General features: G+C 50.0%; 15 protein-coding genes. 6 read left to right on the top strand and 9 right to left on the bottom strand.

The genetic code is table 11. The annotated features are described in order from the left end of the window. Positions 1 to 18: 18 nt before the first annotated feature. Complete coding sequence (pdeB, locus tag OGX99_RS07755) at positions 19 to 1572, bottom strand: cyclic di-3',5'-guanosine monophosphate phosphodiesterase PdeB (protein ID WP_187252907.1); 1554 nt, start codon at positions 1570 to 1572, stop codon at positions 19 to 21. 188 nt (positions 1573 to 1760) lie between these two features. Between pdeB and OGX99_RS07750 the strand changes: the two genes are divergently transcribed. Continuing rightward, complete coding sequence (locus OGX99_RS07750) at positions 1761 to 2021, top strand: type B 50S ribosomal protein L31 (protein ID WP_016152070.1); 261 nt, start codon at positions 1761 to 1763, stop codon at positions 2019 to 2021. A gap of 1 nt (position 2022) precedes the next feature. Continuing rightward, entirely contained in the window at positions 2023 to 2163 is a 141-nt protein-coding gene (gene ykgO, locus OGX99_RS07745) for a type B 50S ribosomal protein L36 (protein WP_005125190.1), read from the top strand. A gap of 81 nt (positions 2164 to 2244) precedes the next feature. On the opposite strand, the gene OGX99_RS07740 is transcribed toward ykgO, so the two are convergent. The 6 genes from OGX99_RS07740 to acrA all read right to left on the bottom strand — a co-directional run bounded on the left by OGX99_RS07740 (position 2245) and on the right by acrA (position 9033). After that, the gene (locus OGX99_RS07740; protein ID WP_187252906.1) at positions 2245 to 2712 is read right to left on the bottom strand and encodes a YlaC family protein; all 468 of its coding nucleotides are present in this window, start codon (positions 2710 to 2712) and stop codon (positions 2245 to 2247) included. A gap of 116 nt (positions 2713 to 2828) precedes the next feature. After that, positions 2829 to 3380 carry a maltose O-acetyltransferase gene (maa, locus tag OGX99_RS07735; RefSeq protein WP_187252905.1) on the bottom strand — a complete coding sequence of 184 codons (552 nt, stop codon included), beginning with the start codon at positions 3378 to 3380 and terminating at the stop codon, positions 2829 to 2831. Positions 3381 to 3558: 178 nt separating this feature from the next. Beyond that, the gene (gene hha, locus OGX99_RS07730; protein ID WP_002892050.1) at positions 3559 to 3777 is read right to left on the bottom strand and encodes a hemolysin expression-modulating protein Hha; all 219 of its coding nucleotides are present in this window, start codon (positions 3775 to 3777) and stop codon (positions 3559 to 3561) included. Between the two features lie 27 nt (positions 3778 to 3804). After that, positions 3805 to 4179 carry an Hha toxicity modulator TomB gene (tomB, locus tag OGX99_RS07725; protein WP_151218646.1) on the bottom strand — a complete coding sequence of 125 codons (375 nt, stop codon included), beginning with the start codon at positions 4177 to 4179 and terminating at the stop codon, positions 3805 to 3807. 488 nt (positions 4180 to 4667) lie between these two features. Continuing rightward, positions 4668 to 7817, bottom strand: coding sequence for an efflux RND transporter permease AcrB (acrB, locus tag OGX99_RS07720; RefSeq protein WP_187252904.1), 3150 nt, complete (start codon positions 7815 to 7817; stop codon positions 4668 to 4670). 22 nt (positions 7818 to 7839) lie between these two features. Beyond that, on the bottom strand, positions 7840 to 9033 hold the full coding sequence (gene acrA, locus OGX99_RS07715) for a multidrug efflux RND transporter periplasmic adaptor subunit AcrA (protein WP_151218648.1): 1194 nt from the start codon (positions 9031 to 9033) through the stop codon (positions 7840 to 7842). A 141-nt stretch (positions 9034 to 9174) separates the two neighbouring features. Between acrA and acrR the strand changes: the two genes are divergently transcribed. Together acrR and mscK are read left to right on the top strand one after the other, a co-directional pair. Further along, positions 9175 to 9825, top strand: coding sequence for a multidrug efflux transporter transcriptional repressor AcrR (gene acrR, locus OGX99_RS07710; RefSeq protein ID WP_003021744.1), 651 nt, complete (start codon positions 9175 to 9177; stop codon positions 9823 to 9825). A gap of 126 nt (positions 9826 to 9951) precedes the next feature. Next, entirely contained in the window at positions 9952 to 13317 is a 3366-nt protein-coding gene (mscK, locus tag OGX99_RS07705; RefSeq protein ID WP_151218649.1) for a mechanosensitive channel MscK, read from the top strand. Positions 13318 to 13390: 73 nt separating this feature from the next. Here mscK and rsmS read toward each other — a convergent pair whose 3' ends face one another. Continuing rightward, positions 13391 to 13552, bottom strand: coding sequence for a pleiotropic regulatory protein RsmS (rsmS, locus tag OGX99_RS07700; RefSeq protein ID WP_151218650.1), 162 nt, complete (start codon positions 13550 to 13552; stop codon positions 13391 to 13393). A 13-nt stretch (positions 13553 to 13565) separates the two neighbouring features. After that, a complete protein-coding gene (gene priC, locus OGX99_RS07695; protein WP_187252903.1) occupies positions 13566 to 14093 on the bottom strand; it encodes a primosomal replication protein N'' in 528 nt (175 codons plus the stop codon). A gap of 69 nt (positions 14094 to 14162) precedes the next feature. Between priC and OGX99_RS07690 the strand changes: the two genes are divergently transcribed. Together OGX99_RS07690 and apt are read left to right on the top strand one after the other, a co-directional pair. Continuing rightward, positions 14163 to 14540 (top strand): DUF454 family protein, encoded by a 378-nt coding sequence (locus OGX99_RS07690; RefSeq protein WP_003847534.1) that lies wholly within the window; start codon positions 14163 to 14165, stop codon positions 14538 to 14540. A 194-nt stretch (positions 14541 to 14734) separates the two neighbouring features. Continuing rightward, positions 14735 to 15286 (top strand): adenine phosphoribosyltransferase, encoded by a 552-nt coding sequence (gene apt, locus OGX99_RS07685; protein WP_005125198.1) that lies wholly within the window; start codon positions 14735 to 14737, stop codon positions 15284 to 15286. Positions 15287 to 15331: the final 45 nt, after the last annotated feature.

Genomic DNA, 15331 nt, shown 5'->3' with positions numbered 1-15331 from the left:
TCAGTATCAACCGCTACGTTAAAGCCGTTTTTCCGCCCACAGAATAAATGCCGCCTTCGGCAGCGCTTTGCTATAAAGCCAGCCCTGACCATACTGTACGCCATGCTGGCGTAGCCAGGCTTCCTGCTTCTCGGTTTCAATACCTTCAGCCACCATCTCCAGCTTCAGTGTTTTCGCGATCTCGATGATATGCGGTGTGACGTTGTTGTACTCCAGCGCATCGACAAACGATTTGTCTATCTTCAGGATGTCCACATCCAGATCCTGCAAATAGCTCAGACTGGAATAGCCGGTGCCAAAGTCATCAATATAAATTGAATGACCAGCCTGACGGTATTTGGCAATAAAGGGCGCGCTGTTTTTCGGGTCGGCAAACTCGCGTTCGGTCAGCTCCAGCGCGATTTGCTCAGGCTTTAGTTGCCATTGATTCACCTTGCGGCTCAACAGCGCAGGAAGCGTTTCCGAGGTCAGATCGGCTGACTCAAGGTTAATGGAGATATGCTGGTCAGGATGTTGACGCAGCCATCTTCCAAGATCGTCAAATACGCTTTCAATAATCAAAAGAGTAAGCGGCTCAGAAAGCCCGGTTTCTTGTGCCATTGCGACGAAAATTTCCGGCGACAGATAGCTTCCGTCGGCTTGCTGCCAGCGAGCCAGCGCTTCTGCCCCGACCACTTTGCCCGTTTTAAGCGAGATAATCGGCTGGTAGTGAACCTTGATATCCCGATGCTGGATAGCGTCCTGCAATTGGTGATGGGGAGACTGTAAACGGCGTAAAATACGCAGAATAAAGGCGGCGGTGAGTAAACCGATAAGAATTCCTGCCGGCAGCCAGATCAGCGCCTGTCTATGCCAGCTTTTTTGCACAGGTAATGTGGATGCCCATGTTACAACCGTAATGCCCAACTCGGGGAAAGGGCGGGCGTTATAAATACTGCCATCTTTCTGAAAATGGGTAATCGAACGCTCTTGTTGCACATGGTGTAAAACGTCCGATGGCAGATCGGCGCTACTGGCTACCACCATGTTACGCGCGGTGCCAATGATGGCGACTTCAATCGGCCAGGATCCAAACGGGATGACGTCAATAAAAGAACCGGGATCGATCATCACGACGTAATGCTGGCTACCTAATGCCGCCATAAAACGTTTGATGCCCAAATCGTTTTGCGTGGTCAGCCACGCGCGATATCCATCTGGCGTGACTTTCATTGCCGGAGGAAACGCGACCGCCTGGCTTCTTTTTTCCAGGGATGAGCATTGTGGAACGTTATCTTTAAGGTACAGCACTTCCTGAATGTTACGGTAACTGTATGATAAACGACGCATTTCCAGCAAGTGTTCGTCGCTGCATGGCACGCCCTGAAAGGACTCGATACTGCGTAAGGCTTTTTTGGCCTGTTCGCCAACGCGTTCCGTACGTAATGCAGCGCGCATGGAGAACATATCGAGTTCATCGATAAATTTCGTTTCAACCTGACGATGCGCCAGCCACAGGCTTAAACCTACGGGGGCGAGGATGGAAAGAAACAGTACCCCTGTCACCAGGCTTATCAGATGTCGTGTTGTCACGGTTATATCCTTATTTACACAGCGTAGGGAAAGTATATCTGAAAGCCGAAAAAGCAATCCGATTGGCATCATATATTTACGGCCATTTATCGTCCCGTTAAAAAAACCACAACGTAAATCGGGTTGAGATTCGTACAAGAGTGGTGTATTTTTATTTGTATGTTATAACATAACAAATTGAGGTTGCCATGAAACCGGATATTCATCCTTTTTACCGTACCGTGGTGTTTCACGATACCAGCGCCAATGAATTCTTTAAGGTCGGTTCGACCATCAAAACGGAGCGTGAGATTGAGTTTGAGGGGAAAATGTACCCGTATGTGACTCTGGATATCTCTTCCAAATCGCATCCGTACTACACCGGGAAACAAAAAACCTTTGATAACGAAGGCAGTGCAGCACGTTTCCAGAAGCGTTTTGGTCATTTTATTGGCACTAAGCGAGGTTAAGATGCAGGTACTTAATTCACTTCGTAGTGCAAAACAGCGTCATCCCGACTGCCAGATAGTGAAACGCAAAGGGCGTTTGTACGTTATCTGCAAAACGAATCCGCGCTTTAAAGCGGTTCAAGGACGTAAAAAAAGACGTTAGTTTCTTTGCCAGCATTTCAGGGAATAAAGTGCGTTCCCTTTACAGGGACGCACTTTTTTTATCTGCGCTGAGACGCCCTTACTAACTGTTCTGGGACCGGGTTAGCGTAAACACATCGTAGAAAGAGAGCTCGCCCTTACGGGATATCATCTTTTGCAACTGCGTTTTATGTTCGCTATCGACGGAAGGTGAGTGCATGATGGTATCTATGAGTGAAGAGGGAACAAAGCGCGTGTTATACCATTCGCCGTTATAGCAAACTCTGAAATCCAGTACGTCGATATCTTCAAAGCGGTATCTTGGCGCAACGTCGAAAAAGAAAAACGCGTTGAGTATGACGAACAGAACCACCAGCAGCCATACTGAATCGACTAACGTTTCTGACTGTAGCATCACCGCCAGCGTGGCAAACCACGCAACATACATGCCGATAAACAGGCCAGGATATTTGCGAATAAAGCTGATGCTAAAGCGCGGTTTGTTGTCGCGTTTTTCGCGAATATTTAAGTCGTCGATGGTTTCGGTAAGCAGGCGCTGTATTTCTGTCATCTCTTGCCTTCGTGGTGTCTGCGATGTTCAGGTACGATCGCCCTATTTTAAAAGGGGATACCTTTTGATGAAAGTAACAGATTAACCACAATTTAGCATAACAGTTACATTTAAGATCACAGCGTTTTGATAATCCTGGCGGGATTGCCCCCGACCACGCTATTTGCTGGAACGCTTTTCGTAACCACCGCGCCTGAGGCCACAACCACATTATCACCCAACGTTACGCCAGGGTTTATCACCGCGCATCCACCTATCCATACGTTGTTGCCAATAGTCACAGGTTTGCCAAGCTCCATGCCACTGTTTCGCTCGGTGGCATCCAGCGGATGGGTCGCGGTATAGATATGGACTCCTGGAGCTAACATGCAGTTGTCGCCAATATGGATTGGGCAGACGTCGAGCATAACGCAGTCGAAGTTGGCGTAAAATTCTTTACCGAGATAGATGTTGTAGCCGTAATCACAGCGAAAAGAGGGTTCAATGTAAGCGCCTTTACTCTGGCCCAACAGTTCATGCAGAATAGCCTGTCGCTCACTTTTTTCATCAGGAGCGGTAAGATTGTAGCGCCAGGTCAACTGACGAGCGCGTAGCCGGTCGTGGCGTAACGTTTCATCTGCAGGGCTATAAAGTTCGCCAGCGATCATTTTTTGCTTTTCATTACTCATTACGAATTCCCTGTGTCTGGTAGTCATTTCAACACAGTAAAACGCAATGCACTCAAGGGGAACGTTCCCGTTTCTTCGCTGTGATCGTAGTCACGTGATTTGAATTAAATAATCATTGTAAATACGAAAATGGTCAGCCAGACAAATGTGCCGCGATACCTGACTTAACCTGTGAGTATTAGCGAATGAATTTCCAAACAGAAGTTGGAATCTTGTCGTAGAGCTTATTCATGGTCAATTCAGCAAGGCGATGATCTGCTGCTGAGTAAAATACAGCCAGTTCGTTGTCGGACAATTCATATTTATTTTTTTCAATAACGCGCTCAAGGGTGTCAATTGTCTGGCAACGTCGCAGGCGCATCAAATAATCAGTTTTAGTTAATGGTTTATCGGACATAACTCTTACCTATGATTGTAATAATTTTTAACAAGACAAACTAACAGGATTAGCCCTGGTGGCATTGACAAAACAGCGAAACAGTCGATTACCTGACTTCCGCCATTTCTGCAGATCCTGCATATTAATACCATAACTGCTGAACAACATAAAAGTGTCATCCAGATATTCATCTATCTGCGTAATCAGCTTATTGTCCTCATTGTACTTAATTTTATAATTAAGTGCGAAGGTTGCAATATGCTCTATCAGTTCATTGAGCTGCAAGCTGGTGGCAGAGGTAGGGTCATTAACCCAGCCATGGTTACTTTGTTCAAGGTTTGCAAGACAGTCATGATACAGGGTTTCACAGAGAAATTTAAGCTGTGCGATATCATGTCTTTTGGGTGAGTATTCATCCATAACGCATCCCCTTCTTAGTGGCTTAAACTAACCGAACACCTTTCGGGATGGATACAACAAACTACCTGGAACTTGCCCGCGACTCCTGATGATTTAACTATAATCTACTCTAAAAAAGATTTCATCGTCATATCACGAAAAATTACAATTATGCAAAATTATGATGCAGGGTCATTTTTACATTTTAACAGATCTCTGCCGCTATTCGAAATGGGACAACTTCTTTATTCTTCGGGCAATCATCGGGTTATCTTGATTAGGTTAACAAATGCAAGGCCACTGCCAACAATGTGAGCTGCTTACCAGGAATAATCTTAATATTTATTAAGGTTAATAAGTACTCTTAATCATTTTTTAAGAATAGCCTTTAAGGCTACAAGGATTATATCGATTATTTAACCTGGAGAAAATAAACGAAATCGCAATACGTGAATTTTATGATTTTTCAGAAAAAAGGCCGCTTGCGCGGCCTTATGTTTAGAAAGGTGTCAATGATGGTCTACTGAGTGGCTATGCTCAATATCTTCGCTTTTACGGCTAAAGCGGCGGCGTACCACCACAAAGAACACCGGCACAAAGAATATAGCCAACACGGTTGCCGTCACCATCCCGCCCATTACGCCAGTACCAACGGCGTTCTGCGCGCCGGAACCTGCGCCGGAGCTGATTACCAGTGGCATTACGCCCAGAATAAAGGCCAGCGAGGTCATCAGGATCGGACGTAAACGCATGCGGACTGCGTCCAGCGTCGCCTCTATCAGACCTTTGCCTTCTTTATCCATCAAGTCTTTGGCGAATTCGACGATAAGTATCGCGTTCTTCGCCGATAACCCAATGGTTGTGAGCAGGCCCACCTGGAAGTAAACGTCGTTGGTCAGGCCGCGGAATGTTGCTGCCAGCAATGCGCCGATTACCCCCAACGGTACCACCAGCATAACGGAGAACGGAATGGACCAGCTCTCGTACAATGCCGCCAGACACAGGAATACGACAATCAGTGAAATGGCATACAGGGCAGGGGCCTGGTTGCCGGACAGTCGTTCCTGGTAGGACATACCGGTCCAGTCATAGCCGATACCAGATGGCAGTTTGCTGGCCAGTTGCTCCATCATTGCCATGGCTTCACCGGTACTTTTACCCGGTGCGGCCTGGCCTAAGATTTCCATGGAAGGCAGACCGTTGTAGCGTTCCAGACGCGGTGAACCGTATTCCCAGCGTGAGGTCGAGAAGGCAGAGAACGGTACCATTTGTCCATCGCTGCCGCGGACATACCAGTTTCCAATGTCTTCCGGCAACATACGGTATTTCGCTTCAGACATGACGTAAACTTTCTTCACACGACCACGGTCAATGAAGTCATTCACGTAGCTTCCGCCCCATGCCGCACCCAGCGTTGTATTAATGTCGCTAATGGAAACACCCAGAGCCTGCGCTTTTTCCTGATCGATATCGATCTTGAACTGCGGCGTATCTTCCAGACCGTTAGGACGTACGCCGACTAGCAGGTCAGGATGCTTCGCGACTTCACCAAACAGCTGGTTACGTGCCTGCGTCAGTTTCTCATGGCCCAGGCCCGCCTGGTCAATCAACTGGAAGTCGAAACCGGTAGCAGTACCTAACTCCACAATTGCTGGCAGGTTGAAGGCAAAGACCATGGCATCTTTAATCTGCGAGAATGCGCCCATCGCACGTTGAGTAATGGCCTCAACTTTGTTCTCTTCGCCGGGACGTTCACTCCAGTCTTTCAACGAGACGAACGCGATACCGGTGTTCTGACCACGACCCGCAAAACCGAAACCGTTAACGGCAAACACCGATTCAACGTTCGCTTTTTCTTTGGTCAGATAGTAATCCGTCATCTCGTCCAACACCTTCTGGGTACGCTCTTGCGTTGCACCCGCTGGCAGCTGAGCCATTGACAGGAATACCCCCTGGTCTTCATCCGGCAGGAACGAACTTGGCAGACGAACGAACAGATAGGCCATGCCCACGACGATGATCAGATACAGCGCCAGATAACGACCGGTGCTGCGCAGAATACCGCCTACGCTGTCGGTGTAATGGTGCGTGCTCTTATCAAACATGCGGTTAAACCAGCCGAAGAAGCCTTTTTTACCTTCTCCGTGATCGCCTTTTGCAATCGGTTTGAGCATGGTCGCACACAGGGCAGGGGTCAGAATCAATGCCACCAGCACTGACAACGCCATTGCCGAAACAATGGTGATGGAGAACTGACGGTAGATTGCACCGGTAGACCCTCCGAAGAACGCCATCGGGATAAATACCGCTGACAGTACCATCGCGATACCCACCAGTGCGCCCTGAATCTGGCCCATTGATTTACGCGTTGCTTCCTTCGGCGGTAGACCTTCCTCAGCCATTACACGTTCAACGTTCTCGACCACAACGATGGCGTCATCCACCAACAGGCCGATGGCGAGCACCATACCGAACATCGTCAGTGTGTTTATCGAGAAGCCGAAAACCGCAAGGACGGCAAACGTACCCAATAACACTACTGGCACAGCGATAGTCGGAATCAACGTCGCGCGGAAGTTCTGCAGGAACAGATACATAACCAGGAATACGAGGATGATTGCTTCAACCAGCGTTTTCACTACTTCGTGAATAGAGATTTTTACGAATGGCGTAGTGTCATACGGGTATACGATCTTCAGACCTGACGGGAAGAACGGTTCCATCTTCTTCAGCTCTTCGCGGATAGCGTTAGCGGTGTCGAGGGCGTTCGCGCCTGTCGCCAGCTTGATACCCAGACCGGAAGCCGGTTTACCGTTGAACTTCGCAATGATGTCGTAGTTTTCGCCACCCAGTTCGACTTTCGCGACGTCGCGCAGACGCACCTGGGAACCATCCTGATTTACTTTCAGCAGAATTTTGCCGAACTCATCTGCGGAGGTCAGACGGGTTTGCGCAATGATCGACGCGTTAAGTTGCTGGCCTTTCACCGGCGGCGTACCGCCTAACTGACCGGCTGCAACCTGGGCATTCTGCGCTTTAATGGCGCTGATCACATCAACCGGGGTCAGTTGGAAGTTGTTCAGTTTGTTCGGATCCATCCAGATACGCATCGCGTACTGGGAACCGAACAGCTGCACATCACCCACACCTGAAGTACGGCTGATCGCGTCCTTCATGTTGGCGCCCACATAGTCGGAAATATCTTCCTGCGTCATGGTGCCGTTGGTGTTGATAACGCCGACAACCATCAGGAAGCTACTGGACGATTTCTCAACGCTCACGCCCTGTTGTTGTACTTCCTGCGGCAGCAGCGGCATCGCCAGTTGCAGTTTGTTCTGCACCTGAACCTGCGCAATGTCAGCATCAGTGCCTGACTGGAAAGTCAGGGTGATCTGAACCGTACCGGTTGAGTCACTGTTAGAGGACATGTACATCAGGTTATCGATACCGTTCATATTCTGTTCGATAACCTGCGTAACAGTATCCTGTACTGTTTTGGCATCAGCGCCAGGGTAGGTCGCGGAGATCGTCACTGCTGGCGGTGCAATAGTTGGATATTGCGCCACCGGCAATTTGAGGATCGCGAGCCCCCCTGCCAACATGATGATAATGGCGATCACCCACGCAAATATTGGGCGATCGATAAAGAAATTAGGCATGTCTTAACGGCTCCTGTTTAAGTTAAGACTTGGACTGCTCAGACTGGCTACCGCTTGCGCCTTGCTGGTTGTTATCTGCGGTTATTTCCTGCGCTTTTACCTGCGCGCCAGGACGTACTTTTTGCAGCCCAGTAACAATCACGCGGTCGCCCGGCTTAAGTCCATCAGTGACTAACCATTTGTCGCCAATCGCTTGTGCGGCGACAATTTGACGCGTTTCAACTTTGTTGTCAGCACCGATAACCAATGCACTGGCATCGCCACGCGGTGTGCGGGTAACGCCTTGCTGCGGAACCAGTAATGCAGTTGGGTTAATCCCTTCTTCCAGACGTGCGCGGACGAACATACCCGGCAGTAAGGTATGATCCGGGTTCGGGAAAATTGCGCGTAACGTAATCGACCCAGTGGTTTGATCTACCGTCACATCAGAAAATTCCAGCGTACCGGACTGCGGGTATTTAATGCCGTCATTGGTCACCAGCTCAACTTTCGCTTTACCGTTCTCTTGCTTCAGCGTGCCGTTGGCCAGCTCTTGTTTCAGGCGCAGGAAGTCATTACTTGACTGCGTCACGTCTACATAGATGGGATCCAACTGCTGAACGGTCGCCAGTGCGGTCGCCTGACCGTTTTGTACCAGAGCGCCTTCCGTAACGGATGATTTACCAATGCGACCGCTGATCGGCGACGTCACTTTGGTGTAAGCCAGATTGATGCGTGCAGTTTCTACCGCGGCTTTCGCGGCAACAACGGCGGCGTTTGCCTGCTGTGCGTCAGCCAGCGCGCTATCGTAGTCCTGTTGGCTGATGTACTTCGTACCTAACAGTTTCTGATAACGTTTCACCGTCAGTTGAGCGATATTTGCTGCGGCTTGTGCTTTGGCCAGATCACCTTTTGCACTTTCATAAGCGGCCTGGTAAGTAGCAGGATCAATCTGATAGAGAGATACACCCGCTTCGATGTCACCACCTTCCGTGAAATTACGTTTCAGGATAATCCCGCTAACCTGAGGACGAACTTCAGCAATACGAAACGCACTGGTGCGACCCGGAAGTTCGGTTGTGATCTGTAGAGGTTCAGTTTTGAGCGTAACAACTCCAACCTCTGGCATTTGCTGGCCCCCTTGTTGGGCCTGTTTGTCGTCACATCCTGTTAGCGCTAAGCTGCCTGAGAGCATCAGAACGACTGCCAGAGGCGTTAACCCTCTGTTTTTGTTCATATGTAAACCTCGAGTGTCCGATTTCAAATTGATCAATGGCTTAAAGCCCATAAACCCATTGCTGCGTTTATATTATCGTCGTGCTATGGTACATACATTCACAAATGTATGTAAATCTAACGCCTGTAAATTCACTGACCTATGGCACGAAAAACCAAACAACAAGCACAGGAAACACGACAACACATTCTCGATGTCGCTCTGCGTATGTTTTCGCAACAAGGGGTCTCATCCACCTCGCTGGCTGAGATCGCAAAAGCCGCTGGTGTGACGCGCGGTGCAATCTATTGGCATTTCAAAAACAAATCGGATTTATTCAGTGAAATCTGGGAGCTAGCAAAACCTAACATTGATGAGTTAGAGACTGAGTATCAGGCAAAATTCCCTGACGATCCACTATCAGTATTAAGAGAAATTTTAATTTACGTTCTTGAAACTACCGTGACAGAAGAACGCCGACGTTTATTGATGGAGATTATATTCCACAAATGCGAATTTGTCGGGGAAATAGCATCAGTTCAGTTAGTCGAACGTAGCCTGTGTCTGGAAAACTATGACCGCATAGAAAAAACGTTACGCCACTGTATGGATGTCAACATGTTGCCGGAAAACCTGAACACACGTCGTGTAGCGGTGTTAATGCGTAGCTATATTTCCGGGATCATGGAGAACTGGTTATTTGCTCCCGAATCATTTGATCTGAAGAATGAGGCTCGCCAGTACGTGGCGGTACTGCTGGAGATGTGTCTGCTTTGTCCAAGCTTGCGTCTGCAGGCAGGAGAGACAAGCTAGTTTGCCATTCTGCACCAGGAATTCTCCTGGTCATTTTGCCTTCTGCTATTCTGCCGTTCACAGCCGTGATATTCTTGTCACTTGACTATTTCCGGTCACTTTCCTGGTTCAGAAACATTCATTCTCATGACTATGTTGCAGCTCTATAAACGTTCACAGCATGTAATTGCTATTAGCATTCTTTTCTTCATTCTATTCTTATCCTGCCAGTCATCTGCATTTGCGCGGGCGCAACAGAGTGGTGAACTGCCGACGAAAGCTGATATTCAGAGCCAGTTAGACACGCTGAATAAACAAAAAGATCTCTCCGCGCAGGATAAGCTGGTCCAACAGGATCTCATCGATACCATTGCCACGCTGGATAAAATCGATCGCGTGAAAGATGAGACCGTACAGCTTCGCCAGAAAGTGGCCCAGGCGCCAGAGAAAATGCGCCAGGCGACGGATGCGCTAAATTCACTCAGCGATGTCGATAATGACGACGAAACGCGAAAAACGCTGAGCACGCTTTCCTTACGACAACTTGAGTCGCGCGTAGCGCAGGTCCTGGATGACCTGCAAAGCTCGCAAAACGATCTGGCCACGTATAACAGCCAACTGGTATCACTGCAGACCCAGCCAGAGCGCGTACAAAATGCGATGTACACCGCGTCGCAGCAGATGCAGCAAATCCGCAACCGACTTGATGGCACTAATGTAGGCGAAGGAGCTTTACGCCCCAGCCAGCAGGTGCTGTTACAGGCGCAGCAGGCGCTGCTGAATGCGCAGATCGACCAACAGCGTAAGAGCCTCGAAGGGAATACGATTTTGCAGGATACCTTGCAAAAACAACGTGATTACGTGACGGCGAACAGTAACCGCCTTGAGCATCAGCTCCAGCTCCTGCAGGAAGCGGTGAACAGCAAGCGACTGACGTTAACCGAAAAAACGGCGCAGGAAGCGGTCAATCCTGACGAGGCCGAGCGTATTCAGTCCAATCCGTTAGTGAAGCAGGAGCTTGATGTTAACCATCAGCTCAGCCAGCGTCTGATTGCCGCGACCGAAAATGGCAACAGCCTGATGCAGCAAAATATCAAAGTTAAAAACTGGCTTGACCGCGCGCTGCAATCCGAACGCAACATTAAAGAACAGATCGCCGTTCTGAAGGGCAGTCTGCTGCTGTCGCGTATTCTGTATCAGCAACAACAAACACTGCCGTCTGCGGATGAACTTGCCGATATGACCAACCGGATCGCCGACTTGCGTCTGGAGCAGTTTGAGGTCAACCAGCAGCGCGACGCGCTGTTCCAGAATGATGCGTTTGTCGCCAAACTGGAAGAAGGGCACCGCAACGAAGTGAACGGCGAAGTCCATGATGCCTTACTGCAGGTCGTGGATATGCGTCGTGAACTGTTGGATCAGCTAAATAAGCAGCTTGGCAATCAGCTGATGATGGCGATTAATCTGCAAATTAACCAGCAGCAGTTAATGAGTGTGTCGAAAAACCTGAGAGGGATCCTCACGCAGCAGATTTTCTGGGTTAACAGTAACCGTCCGATGGACTGGGACTGGATCAAAGCTTTCCCGCAAACGCTTAAAGACCAGTTTAAGTCGATGAAAATCACGGTTAACTGGGAGAAAGCATGGCCCGCGGTGTTTATTGCGTTCCTGGCGGGATTGCCGCTATTGCTCATTGCCGGGTTAATCCGCTGGCGTCTGAAATGGTTGAAAGAGTATCAGGCGAAATTAGCCGCTGCGGTGGGTAACCTGCGTAATGACAGTCAGCTCAATACACCAAAAGCGATTCTGATCGATCTCATCAGAGCCTTGCCGGCGTGCCTGATTATCCTCGCGGTAGGTCTGATTCTTTTGACTATGCAGTTGAATATCAGCGACCTGCTGTGGGCGTTCAGCAAGAAGATGACTGTCTTCTGGCTGGTGTTTGGTTTGTGCTGGAAGGTGCTGGAAAAGGATGGCGTAGCGATTCGTCATTTTGGCATGCCTGCGAAGCAGACCAGCCACTGGCGTCGTCAGATTGTGCGCATCAGCCTCGCACTGTTGCCGTTGAACTTCTGGTCGGTTATTGCTGAGTTGTCACCGCTTAATTTAATGGACGATGTGCTTGGGCAGGCGGTCATTTTCCTCAACCTGCTGCTGATCGCCTTCCTGGTATGGCCAATGTGCCGCGAAAGCTGGCGTGATAAGGAGTCGCATGGTCTGCGTCTGGTGACGATTACCGTGCTGTCTATTATCCCGATAGCATTAATGGTGCTGACGGCGACCGGCTATTTCTACACCACGCTGCGCCTGGCGGGACGCTGGATTGAAACGGTTTATCTGGTCATTCTCTGGAACCTGCTGTACCAGACCGTGCTGCGTGGGTTGAGCGTCGCGGCACGTCGTATCGCCTGGCGTCGCGCGCTGGCGCGTCGTCAGAACCTGGTGAAAGAAGGGGCGGAGGGTGCAGAGCCGCAGGAAGAGCCGACCATCGCGCTGGAGCAGGTTAACCAACAAACGCTGCGTATAACTATGCTGGTAATGGTTGCCCTGTTTGGTGTCTTGTTCTGGGCCATTTGGTCTGATTTGATCACCGTGTTCAGCTATCTCGACAGCATTACGCTCTGGCATTACAACGGCACCGAAGCGGGTGCGGCAGTGGTGAAAGACGTCACCATGGGCAGCCTGTTGTTTGCGATTATTGCATCAATGGTGGCGTGGGCGTTGATCCGCAACTTACCAGGGCTGCTGGAAGTGCTGGTGCTGTCGCGACTGAAAATGCGCCAGGGTGCTTCCTATGCGATCACTACGATCCTTAACTACGCGATCATCGCCATCGGCGCAATGACGGTCTTCGGATCGCTCGGTGTTTCGTGGGATAAGCTACAGTGGCTGGCCGCCGCCCTGTCGGTTGGTCTGGGTTTTGGCTTGCAGGAAATTTTCGGTAACTTTGTTTCCGGCCTGATTATCCTGTTTGAACGCCCGGTCCGCATCGGCGATACCGTTACCATCGGTACGTTCTCAGGAACGGTCAGCAAGATTCGAATTCGTGCCACCACCATTACCGACTTCGATCGCAAAGAGGTGATTATCCCGAACAAAGCGTTCGTGACGGAGCGCTTGATCAACTGGTCGCTCTCCGATACTACCACGCGCCTGGTGATTCGCATTGGCGTGGCCTATGGTTCGGATCTGGACAAAGTTAAGAAGGTGCTGCTGCAGGCGGCGATGGAGCACCCGAAAGTGATGCACGATCCGGAACCAGCGGTGTTCTTTACCGCCTTCGGCGCCAGCACGCTGGATCATGAGCTGCGTTTATACGTGCGCGAATTGCGTGATCGTAGCCATACGGTTGATGAGCTTAACCGTGCGGTCGATCGTTTGTGCCGTGAAAACGACATTGATATTGCCTTTAACCAGCTCGAAGTGCACCTGCACAACGCGAAGGGCGACACCGTGACCGAGGTTAAGCGTGACATCATTAAAGGTGATGACCCGACGCCTTCGGTAGGTTAATAGAAAAATCATCAGGCCTGCGAGCTTCGATTCATTCGTAGGCCTGATAAGTGCAATGCCATCAGGTTTTCAGTTACAGATCTTTTTTAGATAAAGAGAGCCGTTTCTTCTCGTAATCCTGCTTCACAATCTCCAGCGCTTTCAGCACAATTTCAGGCTCCATCTGATTCTCTTCAAGCAGGACAATCAGATCGACGGCCAGTTTGATCTCGTCCGGGGCGTTCTCTAATGACATAAATTCTCCGGGATTAACGGGTTAAACGCGCCAGCACGTTTTCTATTCTCGCCAGGGCATGGCGACAGCGTGCCAGTCGCGCCTCGAATGCTTCTACTTCACGATGCAGTTTTTGCTGTTCTTCAAAACCCGTTGCCTGAGCCAGACGTTTTTTGCGTTCATGCGTCATTTCCACCAGTCGGCGTTCAAACTCCTGGTGTTGAACTCGCTTGCGCTGCCAGCGCGCCAGGCCTGGAGATGCGCAGTCCCACTCGCGGAGTGACCAACTGGCGGTTTCACGCGAAATCGCCTCTAACTGTGAGGCAAGGTGTTCCGCCAGCCAGCTAATTTGTGGTAGTTGTTGCTGTTCAACTGCGCGCCGCAAGGCTGCGAGATTATCTTCAGCTTCAACCAGATAAGCTTGGAGCAACGTGCTGCGAGTGTGAAACAGATGCCTGTCAAAGCGGGCGCTCAGCGTGGCGTGATGCGCCAGCGGGGCACACTGCTGGCGCAGGCGGTTAAGCTGGTTTTCGAGCGTCTGTAGCAGCATGACGGTTTTCACGACAACACTCCGATGAAAATGAGAACTGTTATGCTAAAGTAGCGATTCTCTGTGTTAAGTACTGATATTATGCAACGCATTATTCTAATCATCATTGGCTGGATAGCGGTAGTGTTAGGCACGCTGGGCGTTGTATTGCCGTTGCTGCCCACGACGCCATTTATCCTGCTGGCCGCCTGGTGTTTTGCCCGCTCATCGCCGCGCTTTCACGACTGGCTGCTGTACCGTTCGTGGTTCGGCGGGTATCTGCGTCACTGGCAAAAACACCGCGCGATGCCGCCTGGAGCGAAGCCACGCGCAATTTTGTTAATCCTGGTGACGTTTGCTATTTCACTCTGGCTGGTCAATATGATGTGGGTGCGCGGCCTGCTGCTGGTTATTCTCGCCTGTTTACTGATTTTTATGTGGCGGATCCCGGTGATTGATGAAAAACAACAAAAGCAGTAAACCGCAATAATCGCTGTTGCAATTGTCTCTCGCAGCCAGTAAATTCGACCGTTTTCGAGCACAGGCGCAGATGGTCAAAGGTTAAGCAAGTGTAACCCTGACCCTTAATATAGACACAAAATCATTCAAGATACGTCGAAGATGAAGTCTATAGTGCGCCGTGAAGTAATACTGTATCAATCAGGCACAAACTTATGACCGCGACTGCACAGCAGCTTGAGTTTCTCAAAAATAGCATCAAAAGCATCCACGATTACCCAAAACCGGGCATTCTTTTCCGTGATGTCACCAGTTTACTGGAAGATCCGAAAGCCTACGCCCTCAGCATTGAATTGCTGGTTGAACGCTATAAAGATGCGGGTATCACTAAAGTGGTTGGCACCGAAGCGCGTGGCTTCCTGTTTGGCGCGCCGGTAGCGTTGGGTCTGGGCGTCGGCTTTGTTCCGGTACGTAAACCCCGTAAGCTTCCGCGTGAGGTGATAGCTGAGAGCTATGAGCTGGAATACGGCACCGATCAGCTGGAAATTCACGTTGATGCCATCAAACCGGGCGATAAAGTCCTGGTTGTAGACGACCTGCTGGCAACCGGCGGCACGATTGAAGCGACCGTGAAGTTGATCCGCCGTCTGGGTGGCGAAGTGACCGATGCTGCCTTTATCATTAACCTGTTTGATCTGGGCGGCGAACAGCGTCTGGAAAAGCAGGGGCTGACCTGTTACAGCCTGGTACCATTCCCGGGCCACTAAGTCGGGCTATCTTTTCCCGTCTGAAGTAATACCGAGACACACAAC

It is taken from the genome of Citrobacter sp. Cu096, assembly GCF_030332285.1.
Classification (GTDB): Bacteria; Pseudomonadota; Gammaproteobacteria; order Enterobacterales; family Enterobacteriaceae; genus Citrobacter; species Citrobacter meridianamericanus.
The sequence above is the reverse complement of the archived record's forward strand: the minus strand, read 5'-3'. Positions and strand labels throughout refer to the sequence as shown.